This is a genomic window from Burkholderia sp. Bp9090 (genome assembly GCF_003857985.1).
In the GTDB taxonomy this organism is placed as follows: domain Bacteria; phylum Pseudomonadota; class Gammaproteobacteria; order Burkholderiales; family Burkholderiaceae; genus Burkholderia.
In genome coordinates, this window is sequence record NZ_QTPV01000015.1 from 61,740 (window position 1) to 84,811 (window position 23,072).

The window sequence follows — 23,072 nt, forward strand, 5'->3', positions numbered from 1 at the left end:
GCAGACAACCCGGACAACCAGGCCGACGCGGCCATTCGGGCCATTGAACGGCCGCCGGCGCCACGGCGCGGGCGGCTGCGCAGAGACAGATTTGTGGGACTTGTGACATGACTCCATTCGATACGAGCCTCGTACCCAACGGCGACATCCTGATCGGCGGCGAGTGGCGGCGCGGCCGCGGCGCGCCTTACGCGAGCATCTATCCGGCCGACCAGTCGCTGAACATGGAAGTCTCGACGGCGAACGCGGAAGACGCGGCCGACGCCGTCGTGGCCGCCGACGCCGCGTGGCGGCGCGCCGACTGGGCCGGCCTCAAGCCGCACCAGCGCGCGCTGGTGCTGTACCGGATCGCCGACCTGATCATGCAGCGTCACGAGGCGCTCGCGAACCTGCAACGCCGCGACAACGGCAAGCCGATCGGCGAGACGCGTGTGCTGGTGGCGAGTGCGGCCAACACGTTCCGCTATTTCGCGGCGTGCCTGGAAACGCTCGACGAAGAACTGACGCCGTCGCGCGGCGACTACCTGACGATGAGCGTGCACGAGCCGATCGGCGTGATCGCGGCGATCACGCCGTGGAATTCGCCGATCGCGTCCGACGCGCAGAAGCTCGCGCCCGCGCTCGCCGGCGGCAACGCGGTGGTGCTCAAGCCGGCCGAGGTGACGCCGCTCGTGTCGCTCGCGCTGGCCCGCATCTGCGAGGAAGCCGGCGTGCCGAAGGGCGTGCTGAGCGTGCTGCCGGGCAAGGGCTCGGTGATCGGCGACGTGCTGGTGCGCCATCCGCTCGTGAAGAAGGTGTCGTTTACCGGCGGCACCGAAGTGGGCCGCGGCATCGCGCGCATCGCGGCGGAAAAGCTGATGCCCGTATCGCTCGAACTCGGCGGCAAGTCGCCGACGATCGTATGCGACGACGCGGATCTCGATCACGCGGTGAACGGCGTGCTGTACGGCATCTTCAGCTCGTCGGGCGAAGCGTGCATCGCGGGTTCGCGGCTGTTCGTGCAGCGCTCGGTATACGACGCGTTCATGAAGCGCCTGGTCGCGGGCGCACGCAAGCTGCGCGTGGGCGACCCGACGCGGCCCGACACGCAGATGGGCCCGCTGATCACCGCGAAGCATCGTGAATCGGTGGAACGCTACGTCGCGCTCGGGCTGGAGGAAGGCGGCCGCCTGCTGTGCGGCGGCGAACGGCCGTCGGGCGACGGGCGCGAGGACGGCTTCTTCTACCAGCCGACGATTCTCGAAGGCTTGCCGAACAGCGCGCGCATCTGCCAGGAGGAAATCTTCGGGCCGGTGCTGGTCGCGATGCCGTTCGACGACGAAGCGTCGCTGATCGCGCAGGCGAACGACAGCGTGTTCGGCCTCGCCGCCGGCATCTGGACGCGCGACTACAAGCGCGCATGGCGCATCGCGCGGGCGCTGGAGACGGGCACCGTCTGGATCAACACGTACAAGCTGTTTTCGATCTCCACGCCGTTCTCAGGCTGGAAGGAGAGCGGGATGGGCCGCGAGAAGGGCCGTCTCGGCATCCGCGAGTACATGCAGCAGAAGAGCCTCTACTGGGGCTTGAACGACGCGCCGCTGCCGTGGGCGAACTGAGCGAAGGGGAATGACGCAATGAGCATCTTGGGTATCGAGCAGATCACGTACGGTGTCGACGACCTCGCGACGTGCCGGCGCTTTTTCGCCGACTGGGGCCTGAAGGAAGTCGCGCACGACGACACGCGCGCACGTTTCGAAACGCTGAACGGCTGCACCGTGCTGGTCGTGAAGGCCGACGATCCGTCGCTGCCGCCCGCGTTCGAAGCGGGCCCGACGCTGCGCGAAGTCACGTGGGGCGTCGCGACGCAGCAGGAAGTCGACGCACTGCGCACGAAGCTGGCCGGCCAGCCCGGCTATTACGCGCAGGACGATGCGGTCGGCTGCATCGATCCGAACGGGATGGCGATCCGCATCGAGGTGACGCGCAAGCGCGCACTCGACATCACCGGCTCGCCATCGAACGTGTGGGGCCGGACGGCTCGGGTCGACCAGCCGAGCCCGATCTATGCGCGCGCCGAGCCGGTCGAGGTGGGCCACGTCGTGTTCTTCACGAACTGCCTCGACGCGCAGGAGAAGTTCTATCACGAGCTGCTCGGCTTCGAGACGTCGGACCGCTATCCGGGCCGCGGCGCGTTCATGCGCTGCGCGCCGCACGGCGGCCACCACGACCTGTTCCTGCTCGCGTTGCCCAATGGCAAGCGCGGCCTGAACCACGTCGCGTTCACCGTGCGCGACATCCACGAAGTGTTCGGCGGCGGCATGCACATCGACCGCTGCGGCTGGGAAACGCAGCTCGGCCCGGGGCGTCATCCGGTGTCGTCCGCGTATTTCTGGTACTTCCAGAACCCGGCCGGCGCGCTGATCGAGTACTACGCGGACGAAGACGTGCTGACGCCCGAATGGCAGCCGCGCGAATTCGAACCGGGCCCGACCGTGTTCGCCGAATGGGCCGTCGACGGCGGCCTCGACGGCAACACGCGCCGGCAGAAGAATGCGAAGGCGCCGGAAGGCAAGTTCATGACGGAGCGCAAATCATGAGCGCAACGAACTCGCAGGAACCGGCCGCGCCTCGCACGGTCGTCGTGATCGGCGGCGGCCAGGCCGCCGGCTGGGTGCTGAAGACGCTGCGCGCGGAAGGCTTCGCGGGCCGTCTCGTGATGATCGCCGACGAGCCGCATCTGCCGTACGAGCGTCCGCCGCTGTCGAAGGCCGTGCTGGCCGGCGACGCGGACATCGAGACCGTGCGCGTCGTGCGCCCGGACGAATTCGCCGCGCTGAACGTCGAGGCATGGCAGCCGGAACGCGCGGTGTCGATCGACCGTGCGCGCCGCGTGGTGAAAATCGAAAGCGGCCTCGAAGTCGAATACGACCGCCTCGTGATCGCGACCGGCGGCACGTCGCGCCGCTTGCCTGACTCGATCGTCAGGACCCCGAACCTGCATTACCTGCGTACGCTCGACGAAGCGGCCGCGCTCGGCGAGAAGCTGCGCGCGAGCCGGCGTGTGCTCGTGATCGGCGGCGGCTGGATCGGCCTGGAGGTCGCGGCGACCGCGCGCAAGCTCGGCGTCGAAGCGGTGGTCGTCGAAGGCGCGCCGCGGCTGTGCGGCCGCTCGGTGCCGCAGGTCGTGTCGGACTTCCTGCTCGACCTGCATCGCGCGAACGGTGTCGACGTGCGCCTCGGCGCGGCGCTCGCATCGCTCGACGCGCAGCCGGACGACGCATCGAAGGTGCGCGCGACGCTTGCGGACGGCACGACGATCGACGCCGATTTCGCGGTGGCCGGCATCGGCCTCGCGCTGAATGCGACACTCGCGAGCGACGCGGGCCTCGCAGTCGACGACGGCATCGTGGTCGACGAGTTCGGCGCGACCAGCGATCCGGCGATCTTCGCGTGCGGCGACGTCGCGAACCATCACAACGGCTGGCTGAAGCGGCGCGTGCGGCTCGAATCGTGGGCGAACGCGCAGAACCAGGCGATCGCGGCCGCGAAGGCCGTGCTCGGCGTGCGCGCGCCGTACGCCGAGATTCCGTGGTTCTGGTCCGATCAATACGACGTGAACCTGCAGATCCTCGGCGATCTGCCGGCCGATGCGCAGCTCGTCGTGCGCGGCGATCTCGCCGCGCGACGTGCGACGCTGTTTTTCGTGGGCGACGGACATGTGAGAGGTGTCATCGCCATCAACAACGCGCGCGAGCTCAAGCTCGCACGCAAGTGGATGAACCAGGGCCGGGCAGTGAACACGGAAGCCCTGGCGGACACGACCCAAGCGCTTGCCTGACCGGCGAAACCGGTACAAAGACCCAGGAGACACCCCGCATGAGCACTTTCGACAACGTCGTGGCCGGCAGGGCCACGATGGAAGCTGCCGCCTCCACGCCCGGCGCGATCATCGCGCGGCTCGAGCGGCTTCCGGCCAACGCGATGCAGATCCGCGCGCGCGTGCTGATCGGCACCGCGACGTTCTTCGACGGCTTCGACGTGATCACGATCGCGGCGACGCTGCCGCTGCTGATTCACAAGTGGGGGCTGTCGCCGACGCAGATCGGCATGCTGATCGCGTCCGGCGCGATCGGTCAACTGATCGGCGCATTCCTGTTTCCCGCGCTCGCGGAGAAGCATGGCCGCGTGAAGGCGATCGCGTGGAGTTCCGCCGTGATCGGCATCACCAGCATCGCGTGCGGCTTCGCGCCGACGTTCGAGGTGTTCGTGCTGCTGCGGATCCTGCAGGGGCTCGGCCTCGGCGGCGAGCTGCCGGTCGCGGCGACGTACATCAACGAAATCACGCGCGCGCACGGCCGCGGCCGCTTCGTGCTGCTGTACGAAATCGTGTTCCCGATCGGCCTGCTGGTATCGATGGCGCTCGGCGCGTGGCTCGTGCCGCGGTTCGGCTGGGAGATCATGTATTTCGTCGGCGGGCTGCCGCTGATTCTCGCGCTGGTACTCACGCGTCTGGTGCCGGAATCGCCGCGCTGGCTCGCGTCGCGCGGGCGGCTCCCGGAAGCCGGGCGTGCGGTCGGCGTGTTCGAAGCGTCGGTGCGCGGCGAACTGCCGCCGGTCACGCAGGTGGCCGCGTACGACGAGATGGTGCGCCAGCACCCGAAGCGCCGGATGAGCGACCTGTTCAGCGCCGCGTATCGCAAGCGCACGCTCGCGGTGGCGACGCTGTGGGCGACCTGCGGGTTCATCCAGTACGGGCTGTCCACGTGGCTGCCGACGATCTACAAGAACTTCTATCACGCGCCGCTGCAGCTCGCGCTGAATCTCGCGGTGATCGGCTCGGTGATGGGCGTGCTCGGTTCGCTCGCGTCCGCGCTGCTGGTCGACAAGCTCGGCCGCAAGCCGGTGATCGTGTGGTCGTTCGTGCTGTGCGCGCTGTCGCTGGCGTTCGCGGGCATCTACCACGCGTCGTCGGTGTACGTCGTCGCGACCTTTTGCTCGCTGTCGCTGGGGCTGATGGCATCGGGCTTCATCACCGCGTACGTCTATACGCCGGAACAGTATCCGACGAGCATCCGCGCGTCGGGCTGCGGGCTCGGCAGCGCGTGGCTGAAGATCGCGTCGTTCGCGGCGCCGATGATCGTTCCGCACGCGATCATCGGCGGCAATCTCGCGCCGGCGTTCTACCTGATCGGCATCGTGCCGCTGATCGCCGCCGTGACCGTTCATTTCGTCGGGATCGAGACGAAGGGGAAGGTGCTCGAAGCGCTCGAGGCATAAGCGCGGCGCGTGGCAAAGGCGATGTGGAAGGCCCGGACGATGTGTCCGGGCTTTTTTCGTTTCGGGCAGCGGATCGTGCGTACCGGACAGCGCGAACGCACGCGATGGCCGGCCTCCGGATAGCGTGTTCTAATTCATGCTTGCGTTTTTTCCCCGGCCGCCGCGATGCCCTTGTTCGAACCCGTCACGCTGCATACGTCCCGACTCGTCCTGCGTCCGCTTCGCGACACGGACGCTCACGCGTTCTTCGACCTCTGGTCCGATGCGCAAGCGATGCGCTATTCGTCGTTCGCGCCGCTCACGGATTGGCGGCAGGCCGCCGAGCGCGTCGCGCGCAACCTCGCGACGACCGCCAGCGGCCAGGATCTCGTCTGCGTGCTCGAAGCCCGGGACACCGGCGACGTGCTCGGCGAATGCGTGCTGTTTCATGCGCACGAGCAATGCCGGCGTGCGGAAATCGGCTTCAGCCTGCGGCGCCGCTACTGGCGCGGCGGCTATATGCTCGAGGCCGCGTCGGCGGTCATCGACCACGCGTTCGGCACGCTGCGCCTGAACCGCATCGAGGCCGACATCGATCCGCGCAACGTCGCATCCGCCGCGCTGCTCGAACGGCTCGGGTTCGTCAGGGAAGGCGTGCTGCGCGAACGCTGGATCGTCGGCGACGAGGTGTCGGACAGCGCGCTGTACGGGTTGCTCGCGCGCGATCGTCGCGGGTGATGCGGGTGACGCGGCGTGTCCGGTGCGAACGAATGACGCATCGGCATCGTTTCCGGGGTCGCGACGCAGGCGCGGTGGCCGATCCGGCTGGCGGCTTGCCGGATTGCCGTGTCGAACGTACGCTTTGCCTACACCCGACTCCATCCGCAGGTTACCGCCCATGCAAGCCCATCCTCTGCGTCTTTCCCCCGGCGACGATCTGCGCGCGTCGATCGAGCAGGCGTTGCGTCGACTCGACGCGCATGCGGCATTCGTGATCCAGGGCATCGGCAGCCTGAACGTCGCGCAGCTGCGTTATGCCGGCGTCGCTGCGCCGACCGAGCTGCGCGGCGATCTCGAGATCCTGACGCTGGCCGGCTCGGTCTCGCCGGACGGCGCGCACCTGCACATGGCGGTGTCCGACGCGCACGGCCGCGTCTCGGGCGGCCACGTCGCGAGTGGCTGCGTGGTGCGCACGACCGCCGAGATCCTGCTCGTATCGTTGCCCGCGCATCGTTTTTCCCGCGAGCACGATGCGCTCACCGGGTTCAACGAGCTGGTGGTCCGTCCGGCGAAAGACTGAGATCGCGCGGGCCGGGCCGTTCACGATCGTGCGTCCATCGCAACGACGCACGACCGGCGGCGACGTCAACGGACCGTCTTGCCGACCACATGGCGCCGGCAATGTTCGAGATACGCCTCTTCGTGCGCGGCCATCAGTTCGATGATGCTTCGCCACAGCCATGACGGCGCGTCGGCCGTCTTCGGGTGCTGGCGCCGCAACTCGCCGCACCACGCGCGTTGCGTCGCGTGGTCCATCTGCGCGGCATGCGCGTTGCCGATCACCAGCGCCAGATAGCGCGCGACTTTGACCGCATCGGCTTCAGACATCCGTTCCGCGTCCAGTTTCAGATCCTGCGGCATCAATTCGCGTATGACGACGGGGCATCCGTCGAGGCGTGCCGCGCACATCCGGCTGCCCAGCATCGGCGATACGTGCCGCGCGCCTTCGAGCACCCGTTGCGCGGGATCGCGCGGCATGCGCACGCCGGGATCCTTCGGGGCCTTCGCCGCCGCGGCCTCCTTGATGTCGATCAGATACGGCGGATGGCCGTCGGAACACGCGTCGTCGATATCGAGCATGACCGCGAAGCGGCGCCGTCCGAGCGAGCTGCATCCCTTTACCCAGAAGGCGGCGTCGAGCACCTTCATCCTCGCGTCGCGGTGTGGCGCGCGGCTGAGCGCCGCGCCGATCGACGAATCCGGGGTGGATTCGAACAGCGCGTGGATGGCGCTCCGCTCGCGCTCGGACAACGGCCAGAAGCGTTTGCCGAGCGGAATGCGCGGCGTGACGTTCTGGATCGTCTGCCGGTCGAGCTTGCGCCACGATCGGTGCAGCGCCGCCTTCATCGCGATCTTGATCGCGGCTGGGCGTTGCAGGTGACTGGTCTCGGCGCGGTGCCGGCTGTCGAACGCCTGCTCGTATCCGGCGATGAGCGCTTCGACCATCCGCCACGTGATGATCCCGGGCAGATCGGAGCTGCGCGCCGCGGTCGCGAGCGAGAAGCCGAGACGCAGCAGGTCGTGTACGGGATTGCCGATCACGCTCTGGTCGAGATCGCGGATCTGCACGGCAACCTCGCCCGTCTTCGCCGCGACGGGCCCCAGATTGCCGAGATGGCAGTCGCCGCCGATCCACACCGCGGGGCCGTCGGGCAGGGTGCCGGAGCGATGGTCCGCGAGCCATGCGTAGAAGCGCTCGGCGCTGCCGCGCGTATACGTGTGTATCGAGCGCGCCATCTTGAGGCTGCGCAGGCGCGCGAGAATCTGCGCGCGCTGGTCGCTGGACGGCAGCCGTGCCGATCCCGATGCTTTCTTCGCCACGATGCGTTCTCCTTCTGTTCCGCGGCATGCGTCGCCGGTGCGTGTGCCGGCTCGCGTGACGCCGGTGTATCCGGCGCCGCGCCGGCCGGCGCGGCTTCACCTGCTCAACCCGGCACGAACACGCCCAACGCCGCGACCGCCATCGCGAACGTCGCGAGCCAGCCGCCCCAGGCCAGCAGGCCGGTGATCGCGAACTTGCCCATGATGCGCGTGCTGTGGGCCATCAGCATCATCACGACCATGATCGGCACGGCGGTCACGCCGTTGATGACCGCACTCCAGTAGAGCGCGCGGATCGGGTCGAAATGCATGAACGTGATCGCGACGCCGCCGATGATCGCCAGTGCGATGACCGCATAGAACTCGCGCGCGACGCCGAATTGCAGCGCGAGGCTGTTGCGCCAGCGGAAAGTGCCCGCGGCCGCATAGGCGGCTGACCCCGCGAGGACCGGCAGCGCCAGCAGGCCGGTGCCGATGATTCCGAGCGCGAACAGCACGTACGCGAAGTGCCCGCCGATCGGCTCGAGCGCCCGCGCGGCATCCGCCGACGTCTTCACGTCGATGTGGTGCAGGTTCAGCGTGGCCGCGGCCGTCAGCGTGATGAAGAACGCGATGACGTTCGACACGCCCATCCCGACCCACGTATCGAAGTTGATCCGGCGCAGCTGCGCGGGGGCCTGGTGAGGCGCGTGCCGCAACGACTGCTGGTTCGGCACCGCGCGCAGTTCCTCGACTTCCTGCGATGCCTGCCAGAAGAACAGGTACGGGCTGATCGTGGTGCCGAGCACGGCGATGACCGTGGTCAGGTAGGCGGCGGACAGCTGGACGCGCGGCAACACGAGCGCACGGCCGACCTCGCCCCACGGGACGGGCACGATGAGCGCCACGGCGACGTAGGCGAGCAGGACCAGCGCGGTCCATTTGAGCAGGCGCGCGTAGCGGTCGTACGGCACGAGGATCTGCAGCAGGGCCGATGCGCCGCCGAGGCACACGACGTAGAGTTCTTGCGGGCCGTGCAGCAGGAGCTTGACCGCTGCGCCCATCGCCGACAGGTCGGCCGCGATGTTGATCACGTTCGCGACGATCAGCAGCACGACGGTGACGTAGAGCAGCCACGGCGGATAGTGCGTGCGCATGTTCGACGCGAGGCCCTTGCCCGTCACGCGGCCGATGCGCGCGCTGATCAGCTGAATCGCCGTCATGAGCGGATACGTCAGCAGGAGCGCCCACAGCAATTCGAAGCCGAACTGCGCGCCCGCCTGCGAGTACGTGCCGATGCCGGACGGATCGTCGTCCGCGGCACCGGTGACGAGGCCCGGCCCGAGGCGGCGGAGCCACGTTGCGGCACGCGGACGCTGCTCCGCGGAATCGAGGGGCTCGTTGTCGTTCATGATCGCGACTCGTGGGGAGGGGGCAATCGAGTCGCAATTGGCATGCCCAGGAGGAAGGGGCGGCTGGGGCGGGCGGGTTACGGGATGCGGCCGCCAGACGCGGTGCAACCGAACGCAACTTGACGCGATGGAAAACCGGCTCGGCCAACGGGCGGGAAGCGGCGGTACGAAAGGGAGCGCACGACGTGCTCGCGTGCTCGTGACGGGGGGAACCCGGTAGGAGAAGCGATGGACGGTGCCGAGCGATTCGCGCAAGTCGCTATCGCTGCGACGTGCGTGACGTGTCGCGGCGAACGCTCATCGGTCGCCGCGATCGTCGGATGGTTGGCGTATTCGTACTGCCGCTACCGGCGAGCCAATGCCGCCGGTGGCAAGCGAAAGAACCTCGGAAGGCGCCACGGATCACAGTTGGCGCCCAGGCGCCGCGACACGCATGCGACCGGCGCGGCGCCCGGTCGGCCTCAACGGGCCGCCACCGAGACGTCCTGATTACCGCGCCCGGACACGAGGCAGCTCGACATGAACGCTTCGCTCTGGCTGTCGGCCGCCGCGCTGCCGAAGCCCTTGCCGAGCGCGGCGTATTTCACCTGCTCGGCGCCCTGCGAGCAGGCGGTCGGGCTGGCATCGCGGCCTTGCGCGTGCAGCAGTGCGCGATCGCCGATCAGATAGACCAGCAGCGCGAAAAAAGCGATGTGTACGACTCGTCTCATGGTTCGTCTCCTCGTCGCTCAAGCGTAACGCGGAGACGTTTCTCGAAGCACTTGGGGCTTCCCCCGGTAAACGTCTGCAGAAATGACGATAAGCCCGGCTGATTGCGTCCCGTTTTTACCGTGCGGACGACGAAAAGGCACGTTGGCCGCCCGCACCGCCGCGCGATTGACGCGAGCTTGACGAATGTCAGACGGCGGGCAGGGCGAGACGGTCGTGCCGGCGGTCAGAGCGATAGCATGAATGCATGTTTCAACGGAACGCGATGCGCGGCAGGCGATGGGCGCCGCGGCTCCGAATGCAGCGGGTACGTATTGAACATCGCTATCGAATTAGTGAGGAATCCAAATGCTTAACGTATCGTCCGTCCTGATCAGTCTCGCGCCGATGTGGGCGATTCTGCTGGTTGCATCGTCAGTCGCGACCTATCTCGTGTTCTGGCGCAAGGTCATCAAGTAAGAAGCGGCAAGCGCCGCATCGCGTGCCGCTCATCTGACCGCCGTCACCGGCACGTTCGAAATCCGCACGAGGCGGCCCATCATGCTGCGACCGAACATCGACAGCATCTGATGAAACGGATCGTGCCGCGGCGCGACCACGACGATTTCGTCGCAGCCCGTCTCGGCCGCAACGGCCGCGATCGTGTCGGCCACCGGCCCGACCTTCTTCACGACGCTGTATCGGACGCCGGCTTCCCGCAGCACCCGCTCGGCCGTCGCCAGATCATCGCACGCGAACTGGTCCTCGATCGAGCGCAGTCGCGACAGCGAGTGAAATGCCTCGAGCCGCGTCGCTTCGAGCGGCGGCTGGACGTTGATCAGCACGATTTCCGACGCGCAGCGTTCGCGATACAGGAAGGTCGCATGGCGGACCGCCTGCAGCGAACGCGGCGAATGGCCGACCGGAACCAGCAGTTTGAGCATGGGAGATGCTCCGGAATCGAGATGTTTGCAGCGTAGCGCGGCGCCGGATCGCCCGACCTAAAGAGATCGGGCGGCCGCGTAAAAATGTCGTCAACGTCCGCCGCGCCTATTAGAAATATAAGAAATTTAAGTTTATGCGCATAAACGTTTTCACTGACCGGCCGGGCGGTGGCCCGGGGCGGGCCGTCGAGTGGCGCACCACGCCGATTTAGTCGGATCCTCAATGAATCGCGGCGGAAAATATCGGAGGTCAGCGATCCGGCGTCGCGTAGAGTAGTGCATCGGCCGCGGCGCGGCCTTCTCCCGGGCTGTCCAGGCCGTTCGGGACGGACCGCCGCCACGCTGCGGCCCGCCATTCCATTCCGATTCCAGGAGACCTCGCATGCCGCATGGCGCCCCGCAGCTTCTCGCACCCGCTTCCATCACCGTCGACCCGATCGTGCGCCTGTCGGCCGGCGAACTCGCGTCGGCGATCCGCGGCAAGGCGGTCTCGTGCGTCGAGACGATGCGTGCGTATCTCGATCACATCGAGCGCGTGAACGGCGCGGTGAACGCGTTGATTTCGCTGCGCGATCGCGCCACGTTGCTCGCCGAAGCGGCGGAAAAGGACGCGGCACTCGCCCGCGGCGAGTACCACGGCTGGCTGCACGGAATGCCGCAGGCGCCGAAGGATCTCGCGATGACGAAAGGGCTGCGCACGACCTACGGCTCGCCGATCTTCCGCGATCACGTGCCGCAGGCCGATTCGGTCGGCGTCGGCCGGATGCGCGCGGCGGGCGCGATCTTCATCGGCAAGACCAACACGCCGGAGTTCGGCCTCGGCTCGCATACGTTCAACGAAATCCACGGCGCGACGCGCAATCCGTACGACCTGACGAAGAGCGCGGGCGGCAGCAGCGGCGGCACGGCGGCGGCGCTGGCCGCGCGCATGCTGCCGGTCGCGGACGGCAGCGACTTCGGTGGCTCGCTGCGCAATCCGGCCGCGTTCTGCAACATCTACGGCTTGCGTCCGTCGCAGGGCCGCGTGCCGCGCTGGCCAGGCGTCGACGTGTTCATGCAGCAGCTCGGCATCGAAGGGCCGATGGGCCGCACGGTCAGCGACGTCGCGCAGCTGCTCGCGATCCAGGCCGGCTACGACCCGAACGATCCGCTGTCGCTCGCGGAAGATCCGGCCGTGTTCGCGAAGCCGCTCGACACGGACCTGCGCGGCAAGCGCATCGCGTGGGTCGGCGACTGGAACGGCTATCTCGCGACCGAGCCGGGCGTGCTCGCGCAGTGCGAACAGGGCCTCGCGACGCTGCGCGAGATCGGCTGCGACGTCGATGCCGCGCTGCCGGCGTTCGCACCGGAGCGCATCTGGCGGCTGTGGCTCGCGCATCGGCACCTGCTGTCCGGCGGCGGGCTGCTCGCGCACTATCGCGACCCGGCACGGCGTGCGCTGCTGAAGCCCGAGGCGATCTACGAGGTCGAAGGGCTGCTCGCGATGCAGGGGGCCGAGGTGTTCGACGCGAGCGTCGAGCGCACCGCGTGGCACCAGGCCGTGCTGGGCTTCTTCGATCGCTACGACTTCATCGCCGCGCCGACCGCGCAGGTGTTCCCGTTCGACGTCGAGCAGCGCTGGCCGAAGGAAATCGCGGGCCGCGCGATGGATACCTACCACCGCTGGATGGAAACGGTCGTGCCGTGGACGCTGGCCGGCTGCCCGGTGATCAGCGTGCCGGTGGGCTTCAACGATGCGGGGTTGCCGATGGGGATGCAGCTGATCGGCCGGCCGCGCGCGGATCTCGCCGTGCTGCAGCTCGCGCGCGGCTACGAGCAGGCGGCCGACTGGGTCGGCCGGCGGCTGCCGGGCTGGATGGCTGCGTAATGCGACGGCCGGCGGGCCGGTGACACACGCCGAACGCAAGTGACGAACCGGGCGGCCGCGTGCCGCCCGGTTCGTTTCCACACCTCGAAACGCGCTGGCTAATCCTGCCATTCGTGCGCCGGGCATCACGCTGTCGCACAACAGCGCCGTCCGACACCGGCGCAGCGCCGGCGCATACCGGGCGTCGCCGCGATTGCCGCGATGCAGGAACGAATCGCGGCGCCAGCCCTATATCGCGCGGCAAATCCGGATGAATCCGCGCGCCGGGCGACGGTCGTGCCGGGCGATTTCGTATCGATGTGTTTCAGTCGTTGCGGCGGCGCGCGGCGCGCTTCGACAATATCGGCCTCAAACATATTCGGGCACGAGGGAAACACATGAAGCACATTCGCGCGACGGGCAAGCACCTGGCATCGGCGGGCATCGCCTTCGGCATCATGCTCGGCGTGAACGGCACCGCCCATGCACAACTCGACCTCCAGTCGATCGGCTCGGCGCTGCTCGGCGGCGGGCAACAGCAGGCCGCACCCGCGCAGGGCGGCGTCGCGCAGTTGATGCAGGCGTACGTCGGCGCGAACCAGCAGGTGCTGGTCGGGCAGTCGTCGCTCGCGTCGGCGATGGGGCTCACCGGCGCGGCCGGTCAGGCGCAGCAGGCCGCCGGCCTGCTCGGCGGCAGCAATGCGCTGACGCCGGCCGCGCTGTCGCAGATGGGCGGCGCGCAGCAGTCGGTGTCGCAGGCGCTCGGCCAGGCGTTCGCGAGCGGCGGGGCGTCGCACGGCCCGATCGACAAGCAGGCGTTCAGCAACGGTCTGGCATCGCTCGGCCAGGGTCTGACGCAGTACTCGCAGCTGCAGTCGGGGCTCGGTAATCTCGGTTCGACCAGCGCGGCATCGCTGCTGCAGTCGGGCCTGAATCCGCAGAACATGCAGGCCGCGTCGTATATCGCGCAAAGCGCGCCGGGCCAGTTGCAGTCGCTCGCGTCGACGCTCAGCCAGGCCGTGCAGTTCGCGACGAGCCAGGGCATTGCGGTGCCGTCGGTCGCGTCGTCCGCGCTGAAGCTGCTGCCGTAACGCGGCCGCACCCGCTGCGGCGCCGGCCGCGCGCGCGGCGATCCGGGATGGCCCCGCGCAACATGGGGATATCGCTCGATGCTATCGTGGCGTGTTCCCCGTTTCCGGTGCCGGTTCATGACTGACTCGTTCGACCTCTCGCGCTACTTCGCCCGCATCGGCTACGACGGCCCGGCCGAGCCGACGCTCGACGTGCTGCGACGGCTGCACCTGCTGCAGCCGCAGGCCATTCCGTTCGAAAACCTCAATCCGCTGACCGGCGCGCGCGTCGCGCTCGACCTGCCCGCGATCGTCGACAAGGTAGTCGGGCGCCGCCGCGGCGGCTACTGCTTCGAACTCAACAAGCTCTTCTACACCGCGCTCACGACGATCGGCTTTCGCGTGACGCCGCTGATCGCGCGCGTGCGCTGGATGCGGCCGCCCGAGCTCGTCACCGCGCAGACCCACATGCTGCTGCGCATCGATCTCGACGGCGCGGCGTGGCTCGCCGACATCGGCTTCGGCAGCGCGACGCTCACCGCGCCGCTGCGCTTCGTGCCGGGCGAGCGGCAGCTGACGCCGCATGGGGCGTTTCGCGTCGTCGACGCGCCGGTCGACGGCGAATTCGACATGCAGTTCCAGATTCCCGACGGCTGGCAGACGACCTACCGCTTTTCGCTGAAGCCGGCCGAGTGGATCGATTACGACGCCGCGAACTGGTTCACGTCGACCTATCCCGAGTCGATCTTCGTCAACGACCTGATCGCCTGCCGCGTGCTGCCGGACGGCCGGGCGGCGCTGTTCAACACCGTGCTGACGCTGCGCGACGCGGCGGGCGCGGGGCGCACCGTCACGCTCGACGACGCGGCCGCGTGGGGCGCGTGCCTGCGCGACACGATCGGCATCGATACGACCGGCTTCGACCTCGACGCGTTGTTCGCGCGGGTGGCGGCGCGGGCGAACCCGATGTAATGCGTTGCGGGCCGCGACATGAGCGTACGCAATCCCGACGGCCGTGCGTGGCGCCTGCGGGCGCCGCACCAGCCGCGCGCATGAGGACGAGACGATGACCGACCTTCATCCGGACGCCCCTGACAGCACCGCCGCGCGCGTCGCGCTGTGGCGCGCGCTGCACGTCGAGCTCGATGCGCCGCCGCACGTGCTCGTGGACGAAATCGGACTGCGCCTGCTCGCGCCGGCGCCCGGCTGGCAGCAGCGCGGCGACATGGATCCGCAGTTCACGCGGCCGTTTCGCGCGTCGATCGTCGCGCGGGCGCGCTTCATCGAGGATCTCGTCGTCGAGCAGGCCGCGCGGGGCGTGAGCCAGTACGTGATCCTCGGCGCGGGCCTCGACAGCTTCGCGCAGCGGCGGCCCGAGATGGCGTCGCGCCTGACCGTCTTCGAGGTCGATCCGCCCGCGCCGCAGGCGTGGAAGCGCCGCCGGCTGACCGAGCTCGGCTTCGGCGTGCCGGACTGGCTGCGGTTCGTGCCGGTCGATTTCGAAGCGAAGCAGTCGTGGCGCGACGCGCTCGTGCGCGCGGGCTTCGATGCAGGCAAGCCGGCGGTCGTCGTGTCCACCGGCGTCAGCATGTACCTGACGCGCGACGCGAACGCGGCGGCGCTGCGCGAAGTCGCGTCGCTCGCGCCGGGCTCGACGTTCGCGATGACGTTCCTGCTGCCGCTCGAGCATGCCGATCCGGACGTGCGCCCGGGGCTCGAAATGGCCGCGAAGGGCGCGCGCGCGAGCGGCACGCCGTTCATCAGCTTCTTCATGCCGGCGGAGATCCGCGCGCTCGCGACCGGGGCCGGCTTCGCGCGGGCCGAGCATGTGTCGGCCGCGGAACTCACGCGCCGCTACTTCGCCGATCGGACCGACGGCCTGCGCCCGCCGGACAACGCGGAAGAGCTGCTGGTCGCGACGGTGTGACGTCGCGACCTTCCATCACGCGCGTTCGAGCACGGCCATCTCGCGCACAATCACGAGCAGCACCGCGAGGCTCGCGCCGCCCGAGGCGCGCAGGTCGGCGAGCAGGTGCTCGTAGCGTTGCAGCGCGGCTTCGCGGCGTTCGCGCCACGCGTGGACGATCGTCTCGGGCGCCGTCGAGTCGGCCGATTCCGCGAGCGCGCTGGTGGCGAGCGTGCGCTTGAGCCGCGCGACTTCCGCGAGCGCGGCCGCGCGCGCCAGCATGTCCCAGTGCGTCGGGGTCGGCAGCGAGGCCGCGCGTTCGCCGATCCACCCGTAGTTCAACAGCGTGCCGAGCGAGAAGTAGACGCCCGCGACCAGCTCGAGGCTGCGATCGCAGGTCGCGGCCACTTCGGCGATGTCGAGCAGCGCGGCCGAGATGTCGCCGCTCGCGACGCGTACCGCGAGCGCGCTCTCGACGCCGGCTTCGACCAGCGCGCGCTGCCGCTCGGACAGCGCCTCCAGATCGGCGGTTGGCAGCAACGACGGCAATTGCGGCGCGATGCGCTGCACCGCGTCGCGGCACCGCGCGATCAGGCCGGCGACGCCGCCGTCGGCCACCGTGCCCGACTGCAACTGCCGCAGGAACCACAGCGCCGCGCGCTCCAGCAGCCGCGCGACGTCGACGAACATGCGCGCCTGCACGTCGTCGGCGACGCGGTTGTCGAGCGCGTCGATGTCGCGCCACACCGCGTCGAGATCGAACACGTCGCGCGCCATGATGCAGGCGCGCACGATGTCGCCCGGCTTCGCGTCGGTTTCCTCCATCAGCCGGTGCACGAACGCGCAGCCGACCCGGTTGACGAGCGCGTTGGTCAGGTGCGTCGCGAGAATCTCGCGGCGCAGCGGGTGGCGCTGCATCGGTTCGCTGAAGCGCTGTTGCAGCGGCTTCGGGAAATAGTCGACGAGCATCGCGGCGACGAGCGGATCCTCGGGCACGTCGGATTCGAGCAGCGCGTCGTACAGCCACATCTTGCTGTACGCGAGCAGCACCGCACGCTCAGGCGACGTGAGGCCCTGTTTCGCGGCCTGCCGTTCGGCGATCTCGTCGTCGGTCGGCAGGAATTCGATCACGCGGTTCAGGCGGCCCGCGCGTTCGAGCCAGCGCATCAGGCGCGCCTCGGCGTCGAGCAGCTCGACGCCGTAGCGGCCCGCGATCGACAGCGCCTGCGTCTGGTAGTAGTTGTCGCGCAGCACGAGCAGCCCGACTTCGTCGGTCATTTCCGCGAGCAGCGCGTTGCGCTGCTTCTCGGTCATCTCGCCGTCGCCGACGACGAGCCCGAGCAGGATCTTGATGTTGACTTCGTGATCCGAACAATCGACGCCGGCCGAGTTGTCGATCGCGTCGGTGTTGATGCGCCCGCCGCGCTGCGCGAACTCGATGCGGCCGAACTGTGTGCAGCCGAGGTTGCCGCCTTCGCCGACGACCTTGCAGCGCAGGTCCGCGCCGTTCACGCGTACCGCGTCGTTCGCGCGATCGCCGACCTGCTGGTGGGTTTCGCGCGCGGCCTTCACGTAGGTGCCGATGCCGCCGTTGTACAGCAGGTCGACCGGCGCCTGCAGGATCGCGCGGATCAGCTCGGTCGGCGGCAGCGCCTGCGCGTCGATGCCGAGCGCGGCCTGCACGGCCGGCGACAGCGGGATCGTCTTCGCGGTGCGCGGGTAGACGCCGCCGCCCGCCGAGATCACCGACGTGTCGTAGTCGGCCCAGCTCGAGCGTTCGAGCGCGAACATCCGCTGGCGCTCCGCGAAGCTCGTCGCCGGGTCGGGGTTCGGGTCGAGGAACACGTGGCGATGATCGAACGCCGCGACGAGCCGGATATGCGGCGACAGCAGCATCCCGTTGCCGAACACGTCGCCCGACATGTCGCCGACGCCGACCACGGTGAAGTCGGTCGTCTGCGTATCGACGCCCATCTCGCGGAAGTGCCGCTTCACCGATTCCCACGCGCCGCGCGCGGTGATCGCCATCTTCTTGTGGTCGTAGCCGACCGAGCCGCCGGACGCGAACGCGTCGTCGAGCCAGAAACCGTATTCGTGCGAGATCGCGTTCGCGTAGTCGGAGAAGGTGGCCGTGCCCTTGTCGGCCGCGACGACGAGATACGGATCGTCGGGGTCGTGGCGCACCACGTCGGGTGGCGGCACGATCGCGTTGCCGGCGAGATTGTCGGTCAGGTCGAGCAGGCCGCGCAGGAAGGTCTGGTAGCACGCGATGCCTTCGCGCATCCACGCTTCGCGATCGCTCGGCGGCGGCGGGTTCTTCACGACGAAGCCGCCTTTCGAGCCGACCGGCACGATCACGACGTTCTTCACCATCTGCGCCTTCATCAGCCCGAGCACCTCGGTGCGGAAATCCTCGCGACGGTCGGACCAGCGCAGCCCGCCGCGCGCGACGCGCCCGCCGCGCAGGTGCACGCCCTCGACGCGCGGCGAGTACACCCAGATCTCGAACATCGGCTTCGGCTCGGGCAGGCCGGGCACCTTCGCCGGATTGAACTTGAACGACAGGTACGGCTTCGATTCGCCGTTCGCGTCGTGCAGGAAATAGTTGGTGCGCTCGGTCGCGTTGATCACGCCGAGAAACTGGCGCAGGATCCGGTCCTCGTCGAGGTTCGGCACCTGGTCGAGCGCCGTCTCGATCGCCTTCAGCAGGCGTTCGGCCTGCACGTCGCGCGTGCCGCCCGTGGCCGGGTCGAAGCGCACCAGGAACAGCTCGACGAGCTGCCTTGCGATCGCCGGGTTGCCGGTCAGCGCGCGTTCGATATAGGCGTCGCTGAACGTCGAGCCGACCTGCCGCAGGTATTTCGCATACGCGCGCAGGATCGTGACTTCGCGCGCGCTCAGGTGCGCGCGCAGCACGAGGCGGTTGAAGTCGTCGTTCTCGATCCGGCCGCTCCAGATCCGGTCGAACGCATCCTCGAACAGGCCCTTCACACGCTCGATGTCGAACTCGGTATCGTCGGCGAGTTCGAGGCCGAAGTCGTGCACCCAGGCGGGTGCGGCATCCTGCGTCTGGATCCGGTACGGCCGCTCCTCGTCGACGCGCACGCCGAGATGCTCGAGCATCGGCAGGCTGCGCGACAGCGCGATCGGGTCGCCCGCGCGATACACCTTGAAGCGGAACGCGCGCGCGTCGGCCTCGATCGGACGGTACAGGTTCATCGCCAGCTGGCCCGACGCCTTCACGCGCTCGATCAGCTCGATGTCGCGCACGGCCGTGCGCGCCGGATAGTCGTCGCGATAGCCGGCCGGGAACGAGTCCGCATAGTGTTGCAGCAGGCGGTTGCCTTGTTCTTCGCCGAACGCGTCGAGCAGCGCGTCGGCGAGATCGTCCTGCCAGCGGCGGGCTACCTGCACGAGCCGCGTTTCGAGCTCGCGCGTGTCGACGTCGGGCATCGTGCCCGGTTCCGCATGGACGACGAAATGAATCCGCGCGATCGCCGATTCCGACAGCAGCGGCGTGAACTCGACGTTCACGCCGTTGTACGCATCGACGAGCAGCTTCGCGATGCGGCGGCGCAAGTCGGTGTTGTACTTGTCGCGCGGCACGAACGCGAGGCACGACACGAAGCGGTCGAAACGGTCGCGCCGTACGAACAGGCGCGTGCGCTGGTGTTCCTGCAGGCGCAGGATGCCCAACGCGATGTCGTAGAGCTGGTCTTCGTCGGCCTGGAACAGTTCGTCGCGCGGATAGGTTTCGAGCACCGTCACCAGCGACTTGCCGAGATGCCCCTTCGGCAGGAAGCCCGCGCGCCGCACGATGTTCGCGCATTTGCGGCGCACGATCGGTATCTCGGTGTACGAACCGAAATAGGACGTCGACGTGTAGAGTCCGATGAAGCGCCGTTCGCCGGTCACCTTGCCGTCGGCGCCGACGAGTTTCACGCCGACGTAGTCGAGATAGCCGGGCCGGTGCACGGTCGCGCGCGAGTTCGCTTTCGTCAGGAAGATCGGCCAGGGGCCGGTGATGATCTCGGCGGCGGCCGGCGGCAGCGGCGTCACGTCCGGCGCGCCGGGCGCGCGCAGCGATTCGCGCAGCAGGCCGCAGCCGGAGCCTTCGACGCCGCGCAGGCCGAAACCCGTGCCGTCCGACACGAGCGCGTAGTCGCGCTGGCCGAGGAAGGTGAAGTGGTCGGCGACCATCCATTCGAGGAACGCGCGCGCCTCGATGTCTTCCGCGGTGGATTCGCGGGCCTTCATGTCCTTGATCGTCGCGCGCGCGATGTCGACGATCTTCGGCCAGTCCTCCACCGATGCGCGCACGTCGCCGAGCACGCGCGCGATGTCGTTGCGCAGCGTGTTGAGCAGCGCGGCGTCGCCGCAGCGGTCGACTTCGAAGTGGATGAACGACGCGAGCTGCGACTGGCCGTCGCCGGCCGTCGCGCCGCCGGCGTCGACGCGCTCGATCGCGCCGTCGCCGCCGCGCCAGATGCGGAACACCGGGTGCAGCGCCGAGTGCAGCGCGAGCCCGAGGCGGTTGACGGCCATCGTCACCGAGTCGACGAGGAACGGCATGTCGTCGTTGACGATCTCGATCACCGTGTGGTCGGAGTGCCAGCCGTGCTGTTCGAGGATCGGGTTGTACACGCGCAGCCGCTCGCTGCCGGGCACGAATTTCTGGGCGGTCTGCCAGTGCGCCATCGCGGCGCCGTAGAGGTCGGCGATGCCGCGATTCTGCAGATCATCGGCGTCGACGAAATCGTAGTAATGACGCAGGAACGGTTCGACGATCCGGAACGTGGCTTCGGGCAGGCGTCCGCGCGCGAATTCGACGACATCGGAGAGCAGGTGTGCGACGACTTCTTCGTTCTTCGCTTCCATGGCGGTCTCCTGGTCGGGTGGCCATTGGCTGCTGCGTCTGTGCCGCATTATATGCGCCGATTGCGTGACAACGCGATGTGCGGGCGCACAACGCGGCGCAGGGAACGAAGGCCGCGTGCGACGCCGGTGGCCGGCGTCGCACGGGCGGGTCAGGCGAGGTCCGGCGGCTTCAGGTCGGGGTGCCGCGCGTAGAGCGGATTCATGAAATCGAGCAGCATCGTGGTCAGCAGTTGCGACACGAATTCGCGGTAGGCGACGAATTCCGAATCCGGACACGACGCCTTGACGGTCAGCAGGGAGCGATCCAGATCGGCTCCCATTTGCAAGATCATGTCGTTAAGGGCGCTTGCGATTTGCTTGTCAGAGATCACTTTCTTGCCTTTTTAGCATCCCGCCAACGCGTTACAACTGTTGACGCAGAGATGACAAACTGGCGCCAAGTGGCATGCGTCCAAGGGCCGGACGCACACCAATCCCGGGGCGCGTCAGCGTTCGTCGCTCCACAGCTTGCCGCCCGTCGCCCAGTTCTCCTTCTTCACGTCGGCGAGGATGATGTCGACCGAGCCCGGATCGCAGCCGAGCGTCTCGCACGTGACGCGCGTGATCGCTTCGACGAATGCGCGCTTCTGCTCGACCGTGCGGCCTTCGAACAACTGGATATTGAAAGTCGGCATGACTGGATGCTCCGATGGTTGGGGGTAGGGAAGTCGGGACGCGAGCGGCGTCAGTCGCGATACGACGGATCGATCCGGTCGAGGCGGCGCAGCAGCGCCGGCCATTCCAGTTCACCCTCGATCGCGCCGCCGTCGCGCAACTGCGCGGCGGTGCGCTCGGCGACGGCCGGCTCGGGCAGCACGAGCGGCCCGCCGCCTGCCTGCGCGCGCACCTGGATGTCGCAGGCCTTGATCAGCGTATCCATCAGCACATATGCCTCGGCGACAGTCCGGCCGACCGTCAGCGTGCCATGGTTGCGCAGCAGCATCGCGGATTTCGCGCCGAGGCTGGCGGTCAGCCGCGTGCCTTCGGCCGGCGAGAACGCGAGCGCCTCGTAGTCGTGGTACGCGAGGTCGCCGTGAAACCGCAGCGCGTGCTGCGACGCGGGCAGCAGCCCGTCGCGCTGGATCGACACGGCGATGCCGGCCGTATTGTGCAGGTGCATCACGCAGACGGCGTCCGGCCGCGCGGCGTGCACGGCCGCGTGCAGTGCAAAACCGGTCACGTTGACTGCGTATTCGCTCTCGCCGATCCGGTTGCCGGCCAGGTCGATCTTCACGAGATTCGATGCGCGAACCTCGTCGAACGCGAGGCCGAACGGGTTGATCAGGAAATGCCCGGGTTCGCCGGGCACGGTCGCGGAAAGATGCGTGTAGATCAGGTCGTCCCAGCCGTTCAGCGCGACGAGGCGATAGGCGGCGGCGAGATCGACGCGCAACCGGCGCTCGGCGTCCGAGATCGGGCCGCCGGGCTTCACGGTGTCAGGACGGTGTGCGAATGACGACATCGGGTTCTCCGAGGGTGAAGCGGCGCGCGACGATCACCGTGATCCACGCAGCGATCGCGAACGGGGCCGTGAACGCGGGGAGGCCCGCGCGCGTCGCGAGCCACTGGATCAGCGCGGCGAGCGCGGCGGCCGTGAACGCCGCGCGCGGCCCGCGCGGCATCAGCGCGAGTGCGGCGAGCGCGCCGTTGAAGCCGAGCAGGCCGTCGGCGCACGACGCGCCGTTCGCGCCGGCCGCGATCAGCAGCACGGTCGACACGATCGTGCCGCCGAGCGCGAACGCAGCCGCGCGGCGCGACGCGACGGCGAGGCCGGCGACGATCAGCGCGCCGGCCCACGGGCCTTGCGCAAAGGTGGTTTGCGCGACGCCCGACAGCAGCGCGTCGGCGATGGAAGGCAGCGTCAGCGGCGCACCGGCTGTCGCGTCGCCCGCATGCTGCGGCGCGACAAACGGCAGCCACAGCGCGGTGACGGCGAGGCACGGGCTCGAATACGGGCACTGGCGCCAGCGGGCGAGCGGCACACGCATCGCGCGTTGCACGAGCGCCGCGCCGATCGCTGCCAGCGGTACCAGCGCGACGGCGGCGAGCGAGGCAGGCGCGAACAGCACGGCGATCAGCGCGGCGAGCGCACCGTTGAAGCCGTGCAGCCCCTGTTCGACGTCGCGGCGCTCGGCGCCCGTCAGCACCGCCGTCATGCTGGCGGCGGCCGAGCCGACCAGCGCCGCGGACGCGAGCCGCAGGTCGGTCAGCGCCAGCGCGGCGAGCAGCAGCGCGCCGGTGACGGCATGCGCCTGCAGCACGATCTGCCCGATGCCGCGCAGCAGGATGCGCAGGTCGATCGACGGCGAGGCGGGGCGGGCGGTGGGCATGGCGGCGGTGGAGCAGGACGAGCCGCGAGCATAGGACACAATGCCGTGCACCGGAATAGGGAATTCTGGATAGTCAGGATTTGTGGCGCATGCCCTGAGTTGGGGCGGGGTGCGTGTTTCGGCGTCTTGTCTGCCCGGGGCA

Annotated in this window: 19 protein-coding genes; 10 read left to right on the forward strand and 9 right to left on the reverse strand. The window is 68.7% G+C overall.

Annotated features, from left to right (window positions below):
• Positions 1-107 precede the first annotated feature (107 nt).
• The 6 genes from DIE16_RS16325 to DIE16_RS16350 all read left to right on the forward strand — a co-directional run bounded on the left by DIE16_RS16325 (position 108) and on the right by DIE16_RS16350 (position 6,538).
• Positions 108-1,598, forward strand: a complete 1,491-nt coding sequence (locus DIE16_RS16325; protein WP_044843179.1) for an aldehyde dehydrogenase — start codon at positions 108-110, stop codon at positions 1,596-1,598.
• An 18-nt stretch (positions 1,599-1,616) separates the two neighbouring features.
• Positions 1,617-2,579, forward strand: coding sequence for a VOC family protein (locus tag DIE16_RS16330; protein ID WP_124520782.1), 963 nt, complete (start codon positions 1,617-1,619; stop codon positions 2,577-2,579).
• The gene (locus tag DIE16_RS16335; protein WP_044843181.1) at positions 2,576-3,820 is read left to right on the forward strand and encodes an NAD(P)/FAD-dependent oxidoreductase; all 1,245 of its coding nucleotides are present in this window, start codon (positions 2,576-2,578) and stop codon (positions 3,818-3,820) included. The genes DIE16_RS16330 and DIE16_RS16335 overlap by 4 nt, the downstream gene beginning before the upstream one ends.
• A gap of 38 nt (positions 3,821-3,858) precedes the next feature.
• A complete protein-coding gene (locus DIE16_RS16340; protein ID WP_044843182.1) occupies positions 3,859-5,259 on the forward strand; it encodes an MFS transporter in 1,401 nt (466 codons plus the stop codon).
• Positions 5,260-5,424: 165 nt separating this feature from the next.
• Positions 5,425-5,976, forward strand: coding sequence for a GNAT family N-acetyltransferase (locus DIE16_RS16345; protein WP_124488174.1), 552 nt, complete (start codon positions 5,425-5,427; stop codon positions 5,974-5,976).
• A gap of 160 nt (positions 5,977-6,136) precedes the next feature.
• Positions 6,137-6,538, forward strand: a complete 402-nt coding sequence (locus DIE16_RS16350; RefSeq protein ID WP_124520778.1) for a PPC domain-containing DNA-binding protein — start codon at positions 6,137-6,139, stop codon at positions 6,536-6,538.
• Positions 6,539-6,603: 65 nt separating this feature from the next.
• Here the strand turns inward: DIE16_RS16350 and DIE16_RS16355 are convergent, their stop codons facing one another.
• The 4 genes from DIE16_RS16355 to DIE16_RS16370 form a co-directional block, all read right to left on the reverse strand.
• The gene (locus DIE16_RS16355; protein WP_124488172.1) at positions 6,604-7,839 is read right to left on the reverse strand and encodes a DUF2252 family protein; all 1,236 of its coding nucleotides are present in this window, start codon (positions 7,837-7,839) and stop codon (positions 6,604-6,606) included.
• A gap of 104 nt (positions 7,840-7,943) precedes the next feature.
• Positions 7,944-9,230, reverse strand: a complete 1,287-nt coding sequence (locus DIE16_RS16360; protein ID WP_124892765.1) for an Nramp family divalent metal transporter — start codon at positions 9,228-9,230, stop codon at positions 7,944-7,946.
• A gap of 461 nt (positions 9,231-9,691) precedes the next feature.
• Positions 9,692-9,940 carry an adhesin gene (locus DIE16_RS16365; RefSeq protein ID WP_124892767.1) on the reverse strand — a complete coding sequence of 83 codons (249 nt, stop codon included), beginning with the start codon at positions 9,938-9,940 and terminating at the stop codon, positions 9,692-9,694.
• 486 nt (positions 9,941-10,426) lie between these two features.
• On the reverse strand, positions 10,427-10,861 hold the full coding sequence (locus tag DIE16_RS16370) for a universal stress protein (RefSeq protein ID WP_044843188.1): 435 nt from the start codon (positions 10,859-10,861) through the stop codon (positions 10,427-10,429).
• A 382-nt stretch (positions 10,862-11,243) separates the two neighbouring features.
• Here DIE16_RS16370 and DIE16_RS16375 point away from each other — a divergent pair, with 382 nt between their 5' ends.
• The 4 genes from DIE16_RS16375 to DIE16_RS16390 all read left to right on the forward strand — a co-directional run bounded on the left by DIE16_RS16375 (position 11,244) and on the right by DIE16_RS16390 (position 15,704).
• Positions 11,244-12,728 (forward strand): amidase, encoded by a 1,485-nt coding sequence (locus DIE16_RS16375; RefSeq protein ID WP_124892768.1) that lies wholly within the window; start codon positions 11,244-11,246, stop codon positions 12,726-12,728.
• Between the two features lie 377 nt (positions 12,729-13,105).
• Complete coding sequence (locus tag DIE16_RS16380) at positions 13,106-13,798, forward strand: hypothetical protein (protein ID WP_124892770.1); 693 nt, start codon at positions 13,106-13,108, stop codon at positions 13,796-13,798.
• A 117-nt stretch (positions 13,799-13,915) separates the two neighbouring features.
• Positions 13,916-14,749 carry an arylamine N-acetyltransferase gene (locus DIE16_RS16385; protein ID WP_124892772.1) on the forward strand — a complete coding sequence of 278 codons (834 nt, stop codon included), beginning with the start codon at positions 13,916-13,918 and terminating at the stop codon, positions 14,747-14,749.
• 94 nt (positions 14,750-14,843) lie between these two features.
• Positions 14,844-15,704 carry a class I SAM-dependent methyltransferase gene (locus tag DIE16_RS16390; protein WP_124570637.1) on the forward strand — a complete coding sequence of 287 codons (861 nt, stop codon included), beginning with the start codon at positions 14,844-14,846 and terminating at the stop codon, positions 15,702-15,704.
• A 15-nt stretch (positions 15,705-15,719) separates the two neighbouring features.
• Here DIE16_RS16390 and DIE16_RS16395 read toward each other — a convergent pair whose 3' ends face one another.
• From DIE16_RS16395 to DIE16_RS16415, 5 genes are all read right to left on the reverse strand, one after another.
• Entirely contained in the window at positions 15,720-20,561 is a 4,842-nt protein-coding gene (locus tag DIE16_RS16395; RefSeq protein ID WP_124892774.1) for an NAD-glutamate dehydrogenase, read from the reverse strand.
• Positions 20,562-20,710: 149 nt separating this feature from the next.
• Entirely contained in the window at positions 20,711-20,932 is a 222-nt protein-coding gene (locus DIE16_RS16400) for a hypothetical protein (RefSeq protein ID WP_124892776.1), read from the reverse strand.
• Positions 20,933-21,046: 114 nt separating this feature from the next.
• On the reverse strand, positions 21,047-21,235 hold the full coding sequence (locus tag DIE16_RS16405; protein WP_044843193.1) for a 4-oxalocrotonate tautomerase: 189 nt from the start codon (positions 21,233-21,235) through the stop codon (positions 21,047-21,049).
• Positions 21,236-21,285: 50 nt separating this feature from the next.
• Positions 21,286-22,062, reverse strand: coding sequence for a class II aldolase/adducin family protein (locus DIE16_RS16410; protein ID WP_044843194.1), 777 nt, complete (start codon positions 22,060-22,062; stop codon positions 21,286-21,288).
• The gene (locus DIE16_RS16415; protein ID WP_124892778.1) at positions 22,037-22,930 is read right to left on the reverse strand and encodes an urea transporter; all 894 of its coding nucleotides are present in this window, start codon (positions 22,928-22,930) and stop codon (positions 22,037-22,039) included. The genes DIE16_RS16410 and DIE16_RS16415 overlap by 26 nt, the downstream gene beginning before the upstream one ends.
• Positions 22,931-23,072: the final 142 nt, after the last annotated feature.

Coding starts and splice junctions, on each gene's coding strand:
- DIE16_RS16380 (WP_124892770.1), top strand. CDS start 13,106: ATGAAGCACATTCGCGCGACGGGCAAGCACCTGGCATCGGCGGGCATC.
- DIE16_RS16370 (WP_044843188.1), bottom strand. CDS start 10,861: ATGCTCAAACTGCTGGTTCCGGTCGGCCATTCGCCGCGTTCGCTGCAG.
- DIE16_RS16340 (WP_044843182.1), top strand. CDS start 3,859: ATGAGCACTTTCGACAACGTCGTGGCCGGCAGGGCCACGATGGAAGCT.
- DIE16_RS16390 (WP_124570637.1), top strand. CDS start 14,844: ATGACCGACCTTCATCCGGACGCCCCTGACAGCACCGCCGCGCGCGTC.
- DIE16_RS16395 (WP_124892774.1), bottom strand. CDS start 20,561: ATGGAAGCGAAGAACGAAGAAGTCGTCGCACACCTGCTCTCCGATGTC.
- DIE16_RS16410 (WP_044843194.1), bottom strand. CDS start 22,062: ATGTCGTCATTCGCACACCGTCCTGACACCGTGAAGCCCGGCGGCCCG.
- DIE16_RS16415 (WP_124892778.1), bottom strand. CDS start 22,930: ATGCCCACCGCCCGCCCCGCCTCGCCGTCGATCGACCTGCGCATCCTG.
- DIE16_RS16375 (WP_124892768.1), top strand. CDS start 11,244: ATGCCGCATGGCGCCCCGCAGCTTCTCGCACCCGCTTCCATCACCGTC.
- DIE16_RS16335 (WP_044843181.1), top strand. CDS start 2,576: ATGAGCGCAACGAACTCGCAGGAACCGGCCGCGCCTCGCACGGTCGTC.
- DIE16_RS16325 (WP_044843179.1), top strand. CDS start 108: ATGACTCCATTCGATACGAGCCTCGTACCCAACGGCGACATCCTGATC.
- DIE16_RS16350 (WP_124520778.1), top strand. CDS start 6,137: ATGCAAGCCCATCCTCTGCGTCTTTCCCCCGGCGACGATCTGCGCGCG.
- DIE16_RS16365 (WP_124892767.1), bottom strand. CDS start 9,940: ATGAGACGAGTCGTACACATCGCTTTTTTCGCGCTGCTGGTCTATCTG.
- DIE16_RS16405 (WP_044843193.1), bottom strand. CDS start 21,235: ATGCCGACTTTCAATATCCAGTTGTTCGAAGGCCGCACGGTCGAGCAG.
- DIE16_RS16360 (WP_124892765.1), bottom strand. CDS start 9,230: ATGAACGACAACGAGCCCCTCGATTCCGCGGAGCAGCGTCCGCGTGCC.
- DIE16_RS16345 (WP_124488174.1), top strand. CDS start 5,425: ATGCCCTTGTTCGAACCCGTCACGCTGCATACGTCCCGACTCGTCCTG.
- DIE16_RS16330 (WP_124520782.1), top strand. CDS start 1,617: ATGAGCATCTTGGGTATCGAGCAGATCACGTACGGTGTCGACGACCTC.
- DIE16_RS16385 (WP_124892772.1), top strand. CDS start 13,916: ATGACTGACTCGTTCGACCTCTCGCGCTACTTCGCCCGCATCGGCTAC.